14 protein-coding genes and 2 rRNA genes (1 of these 16 running past the window's edge) are annotated in these 14826 nt (G+C 39.4%); 1 reads left to right on the top strand and 15 read right to left on the bottom strand.

The genetic code is table 11. The annotated features are described in order from the left end of the window. Window positions 1-70: 70 nt before the first annotated feature. The 3 genes from MHH44_RS00905 to metG form a co-directional block, all read right to left on the bottom strand. Window positions 71-1270, bottom strand: a complete 1200-nt coding sequence (locus MHH44_RS00905) for a ubiquitin-like domain-containing protein (protein WP_340797553.1) — start codon at window positions 1268-1270, stop codon at window positions 71-73. Between the two features lie 213 nt (window positions 1271-1483). Further along, window positions 1484-2257 carry a TatD family hydrolase gene (locus tag MHH44_RS00900; RefSeq protein WP_340797552.1) on the bottom strand — a complete coding sequence of 258 codons (774 nt, stop codon included), beginning with the start codon at window positions 2255-2257 and terminating at the stop codon, window positions 1484-1486. Between the two features lie 252 nt (window positions 2258-2509). Next, on the bottom strand, window positions 2510-4471 hold the full coding sequence (metG, locus tag MHH44_RS00895) for a methionine--tRNA ligase (protein WP_340797551.1): 1962 nt from the start codon (window positions 4469-4471) through the stop codon (window positions 2510-2512). A gap of 344 nt (window positions 4472-4815) precedes the next feature. On the opposite strand from metG, the gene MHH44_RS00890 reads away from it, so the two are divergent. Beyond that, window positions 4816-5094, top strand: a complete 279-nt coding sequence (locus MHH44_RS00890; protein ID WP_008408305.1) for an AbrB/MazE/SpoVT family DNA-binding domain-containing protein — start codon at window positions 4816-4818, stop codon at window positions 5092-5094. A gap of 226 nt (window positions 5095-5320) precedes the next feature. Here the strand turns inward: MHH44_RS00890 and rsmI are convergent, their stop codons facing one another. From rsmI to MHH44_RS00830, 12 genes are all read right to left on the bottom strand, one after another. Further along, complete coding sequence (rsmI, locus tag MHH44_RS00885) at window positions 5321-6193, bottom strand: 16S rRNA (cytidine(1402)-2'-O)-methyltransferase (RefSeq protein WP_008408306.1); 873 nt, start codon at window positions 6191-6193, stop codon at window positions 5321-5323. Next, window positions 6174-6452, bottom strand: a complete 279-nt coding sequence (locus tag MHH44_RS00880; RefSeq protein WP_014822307.1) for a GIY-YIG nuclease family protein — start codon at window positions 6450-6452, stop codon at window positions 6174-6176. Before MHH44_RS00880 ends, rsmI begins: the two co-directional genes overlap by 20 nt. Further along, entirely contained in the window at window positions 6436-7185 is a 750-nt protein-coding gene (locus MHH44_RS00875; RefSeq protein WP_340797550.1) for a tRNA1(Val) (adenine(37)-N6)-methyltransferase, read from the bottom strand. Before MHH44_RS00875 ends, MHH44_RS00880 begins: the two co-directional genes overlap by 17 nt. An 88-nt stretch (window positions 7186-7273) precedes the next feature. After that, on the bottom strand, window positions 7274-7633 hold the full coding sequence (gene yabA / locus MHH44_RS00870; protein ID WP_008408310.1) for a DNA replication initiation control protein YabA: 360 nt from the start codon (window positions 7631-7633) through the stop codon (window positions 7274-7276). A 24-nt stretch (window positions 7634-7657) separates the two neighbouring features. Further along, a complete protein-coding gene (locus tag MHH44_RS00865; protein ID WP_008408311.1) occupies window positions 7658-8473 on the bottom strand; it encodes a PSP1 domain-containing protein in 816 nt (271 codons plus the stop codon). Next, window positions 8466-9488, bottom strand: coding sequence for a DNA polymerase III subunit delta' (gene holB / locus MHH44_RS00860; protein ID WP_430289941.1), 1023 nt, complete (start codon window positions 9486-9488; stop codon window positions 8466-8468). Before holB ends, MHH44_RS00865 begins: the two co-directional genes overlap by 8 nt. Before the next feature lie 104 nt (window positions 9489-9592). Then, window positions 9593-10033 (bottom strand): YaaR family protein, encoded by a 441-nt coding sequence (locus tag MHH44_RS00855; RefSeq protein WP_008408313.1) that lies wholly within the window; start codon window positions 10031-10033, stop codon window positions 9593-9595. Between the two features lie 136 nt (window positions 10034-10169). Beyond that, window positions 10170-10499, bottom strand: a complete 330-nt coding sequence (locus MHH44_RS00850) for a cyclic-di-AMP receptor (RefSeq protein ID WP_008408314.1) — start codon at window positions 10497-10499, stop codon at window positions 10170-10172. A gap of 199 nt (window positions 10500-10698) precedes the next feature. Further along, a complete protein-coding gene (tmk, locus tag MHH44_RS00845; RefSeq protein ID WP_340797549.1) occupies window positions 10699-11328 on the bottom strand; it encodes a dTMP kinase in 630 nt (209 codons plus the stop codon). Window positions 11329-11347: 19 nt separating this feature from the next. Then, complete coding sequence (locus MHH44_RS00840) at window positions 11348-12772, bottom strand: aminotransferase class I/II-fold pyridoxal phosphate-dependent enzyme (protein ID WP_340797548.1); 1425 nt, start codon at window positions 12770-12772, stop codon at window positions 11348-11350. Between the two features lie 341 nt (window positions 12773-13113). Continuing rightward, window positions 13114-13229, bottom strand: a 5S ribosomal RNA gene (rrf, locus tag MHH44_RS00835). A 184-nt stretch (window positions 13230-13413) separates the two neighbouring features. Then, window positions 13414-14826 (bottom strand): 23S ribosomal RNA (locus tag MHH44_RS00830); it runs 1516 nt beyond the window's last position.

The following is a 14826-nucleotide window of genomic DNA, read 5'->3' as shown; positions in this document are numbered from 1 at the left end:
GAGGTGAGTGTTTTTTGTACCTGCCGCTACTCTTTCGACACAAAAACAATTTGCTGAATAAAGGTAAATTTTATTTCAGTACTTTAATACGCACTTTTTTACGTCCCCAGCTTTTTGCCTTGGACGTTGTTGGTACTAAAACATCGATTTTATTACCTTTTATAGCACCGCCAGTGTCAGCAGCTACAGCATTCCCGTAGCCTTCAACCCATACTTTTGTTCCTAATGGAATAACGTTAGGGTCAACTGCAATGACTTTCATATCCGGATTTGCGCGCAGGTTAAGACCTGCTGCTGAAATACCCGAGCAGCCTGCACAATTTGGTGTATATGCTGTTGCAGTTACATAAAACTCTTTCCCAGAACTCGGTTCACTAGAACGGGAAACATTGGCAGTAACAACTTTTGTCCCTACAGATACAACTTTTGTTTTCGGTTTTTTAATGACTTTTTCAGAAGCAAGTTTTTTCGAGACAACTTTTCCGTTCTCTTTTACGATAGAGTATGTACGCTCTACCTTACCTTTTTTACCTTCTGAAACAACCTTTTCTTTGCCCTTTAATAAAGAAGAATCATTTTTCTTTTCAATTGCGAAATCTACAGATTCTTCCACTACATCGGTAACCTTTTCTACGCGAACAACTGCGATTTTATCATTTGGAGTGATAACTTCCTCCAAACCTCTGTCGACACGATCCGATTCACCTAATTGAACCTCTTGTTGTTTTAAAAAGTTAGCGACCGTAGTCGAAGTGGACCATACTTGTCTCTCTTTTTTGCCATCGACAAGCGTTAACTGAAACGCTTTTTGAATATCGATTTTGTTATCGGCTCCTACTTCTGTATCTAAGCTTTGTGATACAAGATCATGCTCTGTTACTTCAATATTTGCTTCTTCCAAAATGTTCTTCACTACATTTTCAGTTGTCCAAACTTTAGACTGATTTCCATCAACTGAAATTACTACTTCTTTTGCCTGTTCCCATTCTATTGACATTCCACTATCAATACTGGTACTCAGTGAGGGTGATACTTTATCGTATTTTGTATAATCTATATTTTGAGCTGTCAGAAGCTCATCAACCGTAGTTGCGTGTGTATAAATTTTTGTGGTCTCCCCGTCTGCTGTCAACATAACGGGAGTCTTAGTTCCGTGGTATAGAACAAATGCAATTACAGATACAAACAGGATTACAGAAACAATTCGGACCCCTGTTTGCTTACTCCTCAATGAATCTAAGAACTGGCTTTTCATGGATTGATTTGACATGAAAATAACGCCTCCTTAATACAAAGTTGGATTATACGTACTAGTTTTCTTACTGTCAATAAAAAAGAATTTATCAAAAATTGGGCATTTTGCTTGAACTCGTACTGCAACTAGTATTGGAGGCGACTTATCATGGTAAAGTTTTTGCACTTTAAAAAACTAACCTAACGAAAAAATCCCGAATCTATTTCTACGGTTATTTTAATAGTTTCATTATTGAATTTTAAAAAAGCGTTTTGCATTTTCCGTCGTTTTATAGGCAACTTCTTCCACAGGTAATTCCTTTAGGCGAGCAATCTCCTCTGCTACCAAAGTAACGAATGCCGGTTCATTCCGTTTCCCTCGAAATGGATGCGGTGCTAAATACGGCGCATCGGTTTCAATCAGCAAATGCTCAAGTGGAATTTCTGCCGCGACTTCTTTTGGCTGACGTGCATTTTTAAATGTCACCGGTCCTCCAAGACTAATCATGAAGTTCATGTTTATGCATTCATAAGCTGTTTCAACACTCCCGCCGAAACAATGCATAATTCCGCCAACAGCAGCTGCGTTTTCTTCTTTTAAAATCCGTACGACATCCCCTGTCGCATCACGATTATGAATTATTATTGGTAATTCGAGTTTTTTTGCTAAATGAATCTGCTTACGGAACCAATACTGCTGAACATCTTTCGGAGACTTATCCCAGTAATAATCCAGTCCTGTCTCACCTATTCCGACAACTTTCGGGTGCTTTGCCAATTGTTCAATCCAGTTTAAATAGTCATCTGTGCAATCAACTGCATCTACCGGGTGCCAACCAATTACTGCATAAATAAAATCGTAATCCTCTATTAGCTGCATCGCACGCTCTATCGTTTTTTTATCAAAGCCGATTACAACCATCTTTTCTACATTGGCAGCAATAGCACGGTCAATTACTTCCTGTAAATCTTCATCATATTGATCTGCGTTTAAATGGACATGTGTATCTATTAATGTGCTCATCTTCATTTCTCCTATCGTGTATTGTACTCATAGATCATATTTCTTAGTTTTCAGTATTATTACATGTAGGTTACAAAATATTCATTTATTATTGTGTACTTGTTATAAAGTTAGTAACGAGGTACCATAAAACCACTTATCATCCTTTTTCAACCATTTATAAGTTATATTAGAATAGTTTTATTTTACTTTTATTTACAAAATAATGAAAAAGTCTGCTGAACTTTTCTGGTCCAACAGACTCTTTTCAAATTACTTCACTTGTGCACCGTTTGCTAATTTTGGATCAACAGTGGCCAACGTTAAAACTCCATCATGTGAACCTGCTAAAATCATCCCTTGAGATAATTCGCCGCGTAATGTAACAGGTTTTAAATTGGCAACGACTATTACTTTTTTACCGATAAGCTCTTCCGGTTTATAATGCTCGGCAATACCTGATACTACTTGACGTTGTTCATAACCTAAATCAACCTTAAGCTTTAATAATTTCTTTGCTTTTGCTACTGGTTCACATGCCATTACTGTTGCAACACGTAAATCTACATTCATGAAATCATCAATTGTAATTTCTTCTGTTTCAGGTGCTTCAACAGTTGTAGTTTCCTCTTCCTGCGGTGTTTTTACAGAACTTTGCATTTGTTCACGAATGTAAGCTACTTCCACTTCCGCATCAAGACGCGGGAAGATTGGAGTACCTTTTTCTGCAACTTTTATGTTTTTCGGAATAACATTCCCGAATGTTTCAATCGTGTCCCATTGTAATGATTTCTCATCAAGGCCTAATTGTTCAATAATTTGTTTTGGCGCATTAGTCATGAATGGCTGAATCATCACTGCGATATGGCGTAAGCTCTCTGCCAAATTATTCATAACAGCAGCAAGCTTGTTATGATCGGCTTCGTCTTTTGCCAATACCCATGGAGATGTTTCATCAATATACTTATTAGTGCGTGAAACTAAAGACCATAATTCAGAAAGTACGACACTAAACTGCATTTTATCCATACTTTCTTCATATCTAATACGTACACTTTCAGCATGTTCTTTTAATGCTTCATCAAATTGTGTAGCTTCCAAATTTTCAGTAGGAATTACCCCATCAAAATACTTGTTCATCATGGAAACTGTTCTGTTTAAAAGGTTTCCTAAATCGTTCGCTAAATCGAAGTTTGTACGCTCAACGAATGATTCAGGTGAAAATACGCCATCTTGACCAAACGGCAGCTCACGTAACAAGAAATAACGTGTCGCATCTAAACCGTAACGCTCAATTAACATTTCCGGATACACAACATTTCCTTTAGATTTCGACATTTTTCCATCTTTCATCATGATGAAACCGTGTGCAAAAATTTTCTTTGGTAATGGTAAATCCAATGCCATTAAGAAAATCGGCCAATAAATTGTATGGAAACGGACAATATCCTTCCCTACTACATGGACATCTGCCGGCCAATATTTATTGAACAGCTCTGCATTGTCAGAACCATATCCTAAAGAAGTAATATAGTTCGATAATGCATCTACCCATACGTAAATTACATGCTTCGGATTTCCAGGTACTTTAATTCCCCAGTCAAATGATGTACGGGATACAGACAAATCTTCCAGCCCCGGTTTTATGAAGTTATTGATCATTTCATTTTTGCGAGATTCCGGCTCGATAAACTCTGGATTATTTTCATAATAAGCAAGCAGGCGATCTGCGTATTTCTTCATATTAAAGAAGTATGACTCTTCTTTAACCTTTTGCACATCACGACCACAATCCGGGCACTTTCCATCGACTAATTGTGTCTCAGTATAATAAGACTCACAAGGTACACAATATAGTCCTTCATATTCGCCTTTGTAAATGTCACCATTGTCTAAAAATTTCTGGAAAATTTTCTCTACAGAATCTGTATGACGCGTTTCAGTGGTTTGAATAAAGTCATTATAGGAAATATCCATAGTATTCCATAATTTTTTAGCACCTTCTGCAATTTCATTTACATAATCTTGTGGATGCATATTGGCTTCTTGTGCTTTTTCCTGAATTTTTTGTCCGTGTTCATCCATGCCTGTTAAAAAGCGGACATCAAAGCCTTTTAAACGCTTATACCGCGCTATTGCATCAGATGCAACCGTCGTATATGCAGTACCGATATGGAATTTTCCACTCGGGTAATAAATAGGGGTTGTTATATAGAATGTTTGTTGTTCACTCACGAAAGTGCCTCCATTTGTTTGTTAAAGTATAATCCTTATTCTAACGAAGTACGAAAATTGTTTCAATGAAAGTTTATTGGAATTCAGTTTTGTCGAAAAATCGATAACTAAATGTTGGTAATTGGTTAAATCTTTCCGACTATTCTAAATATTAAATGATAAGTTTTTTTTATAATTTCCTTAAAAAGTACAAATATGACAAAAAAGTTTCTTAAATGAAGAAAATATGAATACTAATTTATTGACGTTTATGGTATTAATTGTTATGATTTTAACTAGATCAAGATGAATGTCGAATTTTGACGAATTTAAATAACTTTTATTATATAGGAGGAAGTATTAATATGAAATCAACAGGTATTGTACGTAAAGTAGACGAATTAGGACGTGTAGTAATTCCGATCGAATTACGCCGTACATTAGGTATTGCTGAAAAAGATGCTTTAGAAATTTATGTGGATGACGACAAAATCATCTTAAAAAAATACATGCCTAACATGACATGTGCAGTAACTGGTGAAGTTTCTGATGAAAACATGCGTTTAGTAGGCGGTAAATTAATCTTGTCTTCTGAAGGTGCAGAAGCATTAATGAAAGAAATTCAAGAAAACTTAAAAAAATAATATACTTATTTACACAAATAAAGTGGTTAGGGTTTACTAATTTATCCCGTATTAACGGGCAGTAGTTTATCTGCATCGAATGCATAGCGGCAGAGGCAAGAATCCCGCCTCTGGACTTAAGCATGGCGAAAACCCCGCAGTTTGAAGTTCCACTTTATGTAATGTAAAGTATTATTTTACCAAATATAAAAAGCGTTGAAAAGTATGTCGACTTTTCAACGCTTTTTTATTGGTGATATGCCTGGTAAACGTCACGTTTTGGTAAGTTTCGTAATTTGGCTACTTCTTTTATAGCTTCTTTTGAAGATAATTGAGTTTCTTCTATTATATAAGTAACATGCTCATCCAATGACATTGTCGTCCAATAAGCCTCTTCTTCTTCTTCGACTTCACCGGAAGTATTGCCTTCCAGTACGATGCAAAATTCACCGCGAATTTCATTTTCACTTGCCCAAATGATCGCTTCTTCTATTGTGCCTCGCAAAAACTCTTCAAACTTCTTCGTTAATTCGCGCGCCAATGTAATTTTACGGTCACCTAATACGAGCTGTAAGTCTTTTAATGTTTCCTTTAAACGATGTGGTGCTTCATAAAAAATCAGCGTCTCTTCTCTCTTTGACAATTTTTCCAGCTGTTCTCTGCGTTCTTTTTTGTTTCGTTTTAAAAAGCCGAAGAAATAAAATGGCTGCGGAGAAAGACCGGATGCAATTAAAGCAGTTAACGCTGCATTTGCTCCAGGAATCGGTACGACAGCAAATCCTTCAGCAATTGCTTTTACGACAATATCTGCACCTGGATCCGATATACAAGGCAAACCTGCATCACTTACTAATGCGATGGATTTTCCCTCTTGTAAATAGCCAAGCAGTTTTTCGCCGCCTACTTCAATATTATGTTCGTGATAACTAATGAGCGGTGTTTGAATATCGAAATAATTACATAGCTTTTTCGTATTGCGTGTATCTTCTGCAGCAATAATATCGACCTCTTTTAAAATACGCAGTGCACGCATCGTCATGTCTTCTAAATTGCCAATTGGTGTCGCTACTAAGTAAAGACAGCTCCCTTGTTCATGTTGGCTACTTTTTTGTGAGTTCATCTGTAGCACTCCTTATATACTTTATTTTTTGGGGACGCTTTAATTGTTTAAATGCATATTCAGCAGACATTGCCTGCTGTTTTGTTTCAAATGTTTCAAAATAAATACACGTTACCGGACCGCGTGCCCGTGTATACTTTGCCCCTTTACCTGCATTATGTGCCGCAATTCTCTTTTCTAAATTATTCGTATAGCCTGCATACAGTGTTGCATCACTACACTCTACCACATAAAAGTAATGTTTAGTTTCCTTCTCCATATAAAAGCGCCCTCACTTCTGGCGTATATTCATTATTATCCTCATATACGTATAATGGTGGCAATACTTTTAAATCCGGCTTGCCGTCTTTAATTGCTTCAATCAGTAATGTATTCGCTTCTTTCCCCCGTTTTGGATAAACAAACTGAATGCGCTTTGGCTCCAGCCGATTTGCGCGCATCGCACTTACAATGTCCAAAAGCCTGCCTGGTCTGTGCACAAAGGCCGCCTTTCCGCCTTGTTTTAATAGACGACTTGTTGCTTCGACTGCTTCATCCAGCGTTAAGTACAGCTCATGTCTTGCGATTGCATAATGCTCACTTGTATTTTTTTCGCTCAACTCATGTGCTAAAAAATAAGGAGGATTACATGTCACAACATCATATTTTTCAATACCAAGTTTTCCAGGTGCATCTTTCACATCACCAAGCTGCATGTCGATCTGTTGTGCCAAGTTATTGTATGCGATACTGCGTGTTGCCATATCATGCAACCGCGGCTGTAATTCAACACCTGTAATTTTTGCATTTGTCCGCGCACTCAAAAATAATGGGATTACCCCATTGCCTGAACATAAATCAATAATATGTCCTTTATTTTTCGGAACTTGTACAAATCGCGCCAATAATACTGCATCCAATGAAAACGAAAAGACGGACGGGCTTTGAATGATTCGTAAATCCTCCGCCAGTAAATAATCTAATCGCTCATCATCCTTCAACCATTGCTCCACTATTAAATCCTCCACTTAACTGCTATTATAATCAGTCTTTTCTAAACAAAAGACTGATATCTACTTTAGCAGATTCAGCCTTTTGTTTTTAACCATTTTGTTTATTTAAAAATGATAGACAGAACAAACAATCTTCACCTTTACGTGAGCTTCCAAAATGCACATGGCATACATGGAAGCCTTCATTATAAAGCCTTGCTAAATTATCGTACCCTTCACCAATATCTACTGGTTCTTTTTTCAGCTCTTCTACTCGTTTAATTGCAGTTGCTTCATTCGCTAATAGTTCTTCTAAGCGCGTACGTAGGTGAAGGTTTTCTGTTTGAAGCGTCTGGTGCTCCTCCATCATATGCGCAACAAATTGCTTAAGTGCGCTAAATTGCTGTTGCATTGATTCAAGCTGTTGTTCGAACTCCATAACAGTATCCAAAAAATTACGGTCCTTCACTCAAGCCACCCCATTAATTTCTATCTATATCAGATTTTTCTCATATTGCATAAGCTCTTCAAGCGTATATTCAACCATACGCTCCTGCTTCGTCAAATATACTTGAATGAGTCGCTCTAATACATTTAATCCGACGACTTTGCCTTCGCCTTCTGGTGTCATTGATAAATCACCGATGTCTGGCATACCTTCTTTTGCAATCTCATAATCATCATTTTCGTATTTTAGACAACACATTAAACGCCCGCATAACCCGGATATTTTTGTCGGATTCAGCGATAAATTCTGATCCTTTGCCATTTTAATCGACACAGGCTCAAAATCACCTAAAAATGTCGAACAGCAAAGCATTCTTCCACATGGACCAATTCCTCCAAGCAGTTTCGCTTCATCACGAACACCAATTTGACGTAGCTCTATTCGTGTACGGAAAACGCTAGCTAAATCTTTTACTAATTCCCGGAAATCTACACGCCCTTCTGCTGTAAAATAAAAAATAATTTTATTGCGATCAAATGTATATTCAACGTCAACGAGCTTCATATCCAACGAATGCTCAACAATTTTCGTATTCGCTAATTCAAAGGCACGTTTTGACTCAATAGTATTTTCTTCTACCTGGAAACGATCACGTTCATCGGCTGGTCGAACTACTTGTTTTAATGGTAAAACAACGTCATTCTCCCCGACTTGCCGCATCGGCACAACTACTTTGCCATATTCAATTCCCCGGGCTGTTTCTACGATTACATATTCGCCAACTTCCAAAATATAAGCGGCTGGATCAAAATAATATATTTTACCCGCTTTTTTAAAGCGAACTCCGACTACATTATACAAATGTATACCCCTCCTGAAGATTCAGCATAAGCTGTTCCATCAATAACGTACGATTCATATTACGATTTAAATTCGTGCGGGCCTGCAAAATAGATTGCATTTGGCGTGACAGTTTTTCATATGTCAATACGAGTGCCAGTTCATTAAATCGTTGATACATATCGGGATACGTGCACTTTGCTTGCTGGTTTGCTTTAATCGCTACTATATCACGGTATGCAAATAGCAACAAATCCAGTGCTAGCTCCATATCTTCTTTTTCTTTGAAGAGCGGGAGCCATTCTTCATGAATATATAATAGTGCTTCATGAACATTTTGATGAACAATCTCTACTAATTTTAACACTGTTTTTCGTGCAAGTACAAATTGCTCATCATTTGCAAGTGCAATAGCTGTTTCGAGATCATTTGTCACCATGCTTGTTGTCGATGCCATTGAATTTGTAATTCCCTGTTCTACCAGTTGCTCCATCATAGTAATACGGGGTGCTTTTGCAAATTTAATATGCTGACAACGAGAACGGATCGTCGGAATAATAGATTGAATTTGCTCGGTTAATAAAATCGCCACGACTTGTCCGTCAGGTTCTTCTAAAAACTTTAAGAGCATATTAGCAGAAGCAATATTTAATTTATCTGCATGATGAAGCACATAAATTTTCTTGCCCTTCTCTACACCTGTCATCTTCATTTCCGCAACTAAATCTCTTATTTGATCAATTTTAATAAATTGTCCATCAGGCTCTACTTGCCAAATATTCGGGTGATTTCCCGAATCAACTCGTCTGCAATTTCGACATGTTTCACATGGAACATTTTCTGACAAATTTCCGCAAAGAAGAAGTTTCATAAAAAAAGAGACGACATCTCGTTTACCCGTACCTTTTTCACCTTCGAATATATAGGCATGTGCTAAACGATCTTTATCTACAATTGTTTGTAGTTGCTTCATCACTACAGGTTGCAGCTTCGTAAGCTCTTCAATAGTTCGTGTCAATTCCCTCACCTTTTTCATTTCCTGCTTCTATTTATTTGAATGCCCTATGTACAATTCAAACAATATATATTCTGCTTGGAAAAATGCCCGTGTCTAGTGCACAACAAAGACACGGGCATTTTTCACATATACAGATTTATTAAAAGTCCCTTAATCTCGCCAATTTTCGCCAATAACTCAATAGACTCTTTTTCTTCATTTAGAATATCTTCTGCCAATTCGACAAGACGCTCATCAATTGTTTCGACAATTTTTAAGCGGCGCCCTTCTCCAAAACGGTTCCATGTATGTGATTGCTTCATCTCAAGCCCATAATCTACTGCTTCCTGTAAAAAACGTTTCACAAGCATTTTAAAGCGAGCTAATTCACGTAAATTCCGTGATCGTGCTACTCGGTCACCCGCTGTAGAAATATCACCCATTAATCTCGTGAGTTGCTCTGACTGCATTTTCGACTCTTGCTTTACAATCATGTCACCAAAGCGATTCCCGTTTTGATTTGCCGGACGCAAATCATTGCGATTCGCATTCAAATTTGTTCGGAGATCTTGATTAATCTTCATTTACCATTCGCCTCCAAAAAAATAACGCCCCACTATACTTACTATCGAACTCGGTTTTATACGCGCAATAATGATGGCTGCGTGAATTTAACATTACCGATTGGGGCTTTAATTTCCTTCAGTCTGTTGAAAGAAATTAAAAATGGTGGAATTGTTCGATTGGTAATACAAATACAATCGCTCCTCCAACTTCAACTTCTACAGGGTACGGGATGTAAGAATCTGCGTTCCCCCCCATTGGCGATACAGGAGCAACCATTTGCTCGCGTGATCGACAGTTTTCACGAATAATCTCTAATAACCTTGGAATTAAAGAATCATCCGTACCTATTAAAAATGTCGTGTTTCCCGATCGTAAAAATCCACCTGTACTCGCTAATTTTGTCGCACGATAGTTGTTTTTCGTTAATGCATTCGATAAGCGGTTGCTATCTTGATCTTGCACTACTGCTACTACTAACTTCATCCGTACTCACCCCTTCATTGAATTGGTTCCTCTATTATATCATCAATTACGCCTCGGTGTAATTGTGTCCAGATTTTTTTTGAGTTTACTCAAAAAATTTCCATTAAAAAATCTGTGACATCTGCCAGAGGCTTATTTTTATTCAGCGGGTGTTCTAGAAACCCGCTGAATAAAAATAAAAGGTACACTTCATTTACTTTTACCCTAATAACGGATTTAAAATCCCCCACACTTCTTCAATCACCTGTTCAAGAGCCTGGTCTGCATTCACCATTTTAAAGCGCTCCGGGTAACGTCTTATTGCTTCCTCGTACCCTTCATATACTTTTTGATGGAATGCCAAACCTTCAGCGTCTAATCGGTTAATTTCATCACTACGTGTCGCATGAATACGCGCTAACCCTCTTTCCGGTGCAATATTAAAGAAAATAGTTACATCCGGCAGACGCTTTCCTATCGCAAATTCATTAATAAAAAGTACATCATCGACTCCGATTTCCCGTGCATAGCCCTGATATGCCAATGAGGAATCAATAAACCGATCGCATAATACATGCTTTCCTTCTTCCAATGCAGGCACAATTTTTTCATAGAAATGCTGTGCACGTGCTGCAGCATATAATAATGCCTCTGTCCGCTCATGCATTTCTGTATGTGCCGGGTCTAAAATAATCGTCCGAATTTTCTCGGCGATTTCAATCCCGCCTGGTTCACGTGTTAGTAAAGCCTCAATACGCTCTTCTTTTAAACGCTCCCCAATTGCCTTTAGTACACTTGTTTTACCGGCACCTTCCCCGCCTTCAAACGAAATAAATAAATTCCTTTGCATTTTTATATTCTCCCTGCATCTATATTATGACTTGTATTAGTTTTTCCTGTAATCGGTGATCTCCCTGGAACAGTGCACCGATAGCGAGCAGCTCTTCCAACTGACCAATTTGTGCTTCCGTAATTTTCTCACCTTGGACCAGTAATGGAATTCCCGGTGGATACGGAATAATTGTATTAGCTGCAATTCGCCCGATAGTCAGCTTGTATGGAGTCCACTCTTTTTCTGCCTGCTCTATTTCCTCAAAGCTATATTCCGGTTGCGTAATTGCTATCGTCTCAAAGCTTTCTGTATCATCTATATATTCATTGCTTTCGCAGAGTTTTAAATGAGTATTTGCTTCTTTCATACGGTTACATAAATTCGTAATCGAATAACAATATCCTTGCTTCAATAACGGTAAAATTAAAAGCACTTGTTTTGCATCTGCCAACTCAACATACACATGCATTTTTTCCAATGCCTCTTTTAATTGAAAACCTGTGTAACCAGGGGCACGTACTAATAGTTTTAATGAATCATTCACTTCAATAACCTTTAAATCCGTTAAAGTTGTCAATGATTCAATAAATTGCAGACGCTTCTCCATAAGATACGCATAGTCAGCTGCCGTATAGTTGGCTACATAACTTCTTGCATCATCAAGGGAAGCTAAAAGTAAATACGATGGACTACTCGATTGTAACATACGTAAATAACGGTTTACTTTCTGTTCGCTTACTAATGATGATTTCATATGTAAAAAGGAAGCCATTGTCATAGCGGGTAATGTTTTATGGGCTGACTGGACGACAATGTCTGCACCTAGCTCAAGGGCCGAAGCGGGCAGATCCTCCGATACGGTTAAATGGGCCCCATGCGCCTCATCAACTAGAACAGGGATATGATACTCATGGCATAATTCAATTTGCTCTGCAAAATCAACTGCTGTCACCCCATAATAAGTCGGATACGTAAAGATAGCGGCCTTGGCATGCGGATAAGTTGCTATCGCTTGCTCTAATGTATCCAAATCAATACAACCCGCAGTCTGACTTTTTATATCCCACTTTGGTGAAACATATACAGGTTTCACCCCAACAAGTTCCAATGCATGAAAAATAGATTTGTGTGCATTTCTTTGAACAAGTACAGTATCTCCTTTTTCACAAGTTGCATAGATCATTGCTAAGTTCCCAACTGTGGAACCATTCACTAAAAAGAAACTCCGATTTGCCCCATATGTAGTTGCGAGGAGTTGCTCTGCCTGTTGAATGGCTTCTTCTGGATGATGAAAATCATCTAACCCTGTCAGTTCAGTTACATCATATTTTAATGCCTGTTTTATTTCATCAGGCAAATTCGACAGCAACCCATTTTTATGTCCAGGCACATGAAAGGATTGCGGCTCATCCGCAACAAACTTTTTTAATGCTTGAACAATTGGTCGATTACTATTCACCATATTCACCTCATTTTCCATTGTTCCTCTATTATAAGACGTCTCGACCGCTCAAACCACCATTGGCGTTAGAAATGAAAAACTAGCTAACATTGATCATTAGCTAGTCATAAAACATATATTGGTACTTAATAAATTTTTAAAAAACTACTATTTTTTCTATAACAATATCTACATTCGTCACTGCATTTAGACTTTGGCATTTCATATGTCTATGTTCAATTATCAAAATTTTCTTTGCTCTCGGTCTTTGTGCTTGCTTGAATTTGCATACTCATGGTTACAGCGCATACAGATTTTAAGTAAACAAAAAACCCACTGATTACTCAGCGGGTTTGCGTTGTGCGAAGCGACGTCCTACTCTCACAGGGGGAAGCCCCCAACTACCATCGGCGCTAAAGAGCTTAACTTCCGTGTTCGGTATGGGAACGGGTGTGACCTCTTTGCCATCATCACTTCACTATTTTCGGCTTCCAATACACGGCGCTATCCTTCGTCAACTTCCTTCGTTCTTTCAGTCACGTACTTAAGTACGCTCCTTCAATCACTCAGTCGTTTCCTCGACTAGCTTGTATCTTGAAACCCTTAGAAAGATCATTCTTTCAAAACTGGATAAACGTTTCATTGAATTTGTGCAATAAAATGTGGTTAAGTCCTCGACCGATTAGTATTCGTCAGCTACATGCGTCACCGCACTTCCACCTCGAACCTATCTACCTGATCGTCTTTCAGGGGTCTTACTTACTTGCGTAATGGGAAATCTCATCTTGAGGGGGGCTTCATGCTTAGATGCTTTCAGCACTTATCCCGTCCATACATAGCTACCCAGCGATGCCTTTGGCAAGACAACTGGTACACCAGCGGTATGTCCATCCCGGTCCTCTCGTACTAAGGACAGCTCCTCTCAAATTTCCTACGCCCACGACGGATAGGGACCGAACTGTCTCACGACGTTCTGAACCCAGCTCGCGTACCGCTTTAATGGGCGAACAGCCCAACCCTTGGGACCGACTACAGCCCCAGGATGCGATGAGCCGACATCGAGGTGCCAAACCTCCCCGTCGATGTGGACTCTTGGGGGAGATAAGCCTGTTATCCCCGGGGTAGCTTTTATCCGTTGAGCGATGGCCCTTCCATGCGGAACCACCGGATCACTAAGCCCGTCTTTCGACCCTGCTCGACTTGTAGGTCTCGCAGTCAAGCTCCCTTATGCCTTTACACTCTACGAATGATTTCCAACCATTCTGAGGGAACCTTTGGGCGCCTCCGTTACTCTTTAGGAGGCGACCGCCCCAGTCAAACTGTCCGCCTGACACTGTCTCCTACCCCGCTAAGGGGCATGGGTTAGAAGTTCAATACAACCAGGGTAGTATCCCACCGACGCCTCCTTCGAAGCTGGCGCTCCGAGATCTCTGGCTCCTACCTATCCTGTACAAGTTGTACCAAAATTCAATATCAGGCTACAGTAAAGCTCCACGGGGTCTTTCCGTCCTGTCGCGGGTAACCTGCATCTTCACAGGTACTATAATTTCACCGAGTCTCTCGTTGAGACAGTGCCCAGATCGTTACGCCTTTCGTGCGGGTCGGAACTTACCCGACAAGGAATTTCGCTACCTTAGGACCGTTATAGTTACGGCCGCCGTTTACTGGGGCTTCAATTCACAGCTTCGCTTGCGCTAACCGCTCCTCTTAACCTTCCAGCACCGGGCAGGCGTCAGCCCCTATACGTCACCTTACGGTTTTGCAGAGACCTGTGTTTTTGCTAAACAGTCGCCTGGGCCTATTCACTGCGGCTTCTCTAGGCTATGCACCCAAAGAAGCACCCCTTCTCCCGAAGTTACGGGGTCATTTTGCCGAGTTCCTTAACGAGAGTTCTCTCGCACACCTTAGGATTCTCTCCTCGACTACCTGTGTCGGTTTGCGGTACGGGCACCTCTCACCTCGATAGAGGCTTTTCTTGGCAGTGTGAAATCAGGAACTTCGCTCATACGAGCTCGTCATCACAGCTCAACGTTAAAGTATGCGGATTTGCCTACATACACGCCTTACTGCTTGAA

It is taken from the genome of Solibacillus sp. FSL K6-1126 (assembly GCF_038003445.1).
In the GTDB taxonomy this organism is placed as follows: Bacteria; Bacillota; Bacilli; order Bacillales_A; family Planococcaceae; genus Solibacillus; species Solibacillus silvestris.
This window is presented reverse-complemented; position numbering and strand designations above follow the sequence as displayed.

What these genes read in the sequence shown, in the direction of transcription:
- MHH44_RS00905 (WP_340797553.1), bottom strand. Translation starts at nt 1,270, where the DNA reads ATGTCAAATCAATCCATGAAAAGCCAGTTCTTAGATTCATTGAGGAGT.
- MHH44_RS00900 (WP_340797552.1), bottom strand. Translation starts at nt 2,257, where the DNA reads ATGAGCACATTAATAGATACACATGTCCATTTAAACGCAGATCAATAT.
- MHH44_RS00890 (WP_008408305.1), top strand. Translation starts at nt 4,816, where the DNA reads ATGAAATCAACAGGTATTGTACGTAAAGTAGACGAATTAGGACGTGTA.
- rsmI (WP_008408306.1), bottom strand. Translation starts at nt 6,193, where the DNA reads ATGAACTCACAAAAAAGTAGCCAACATGAACAAGGGAGCTGTCTTTAC.
- MHH44_RS00880 (WP_014822307.1), bottom strand. Translation starts at nt 6,452, where the DNA reads ATGGAGAAGGAAACTAAACATTACTTTTATGTGGTAGAGTGTAGTGAT.
- holB (WP_430289941.1), bottom strand. Translation starts at nt 9,488, where the DNA reads ATGAAAAAGGTGAGGGAATTGACACGAACTATTGAAGAGCTTACGAAG.
- MHH44_RS00855 (WP_008408313.1), bottom strand. Translation starts at nt 10,033, where the DNA reads ATGAAGATTAATCAAGATCTCCGAACAAATTTGAATGCGAATCGCAAT.
- MHH44_RS00850 (WP_008408314.1), bottom strand. Translation starts at nt 10,499, where the DNA reads ATGAAGTTAGTAGTAGCAGTAGTGCAAGATCAAGATAGCAACCGCTTA.
- tmk (WP_340797549.1), bottom strand. Translation starts at nt 11,328, where the DNA reads ATGCAAAGGAATTTATTTATTTCGTTTGAAGGCGGGGAAGGTGCCGGT.
- MHH44_RS00840 (WP_340797548.1), bottom strand. Translation starts at nt 12,772, where the DNA reads ATGGTGAATAGTAATCGACCAATTGTTCAAGCATTAAAAAAGTTTGTT.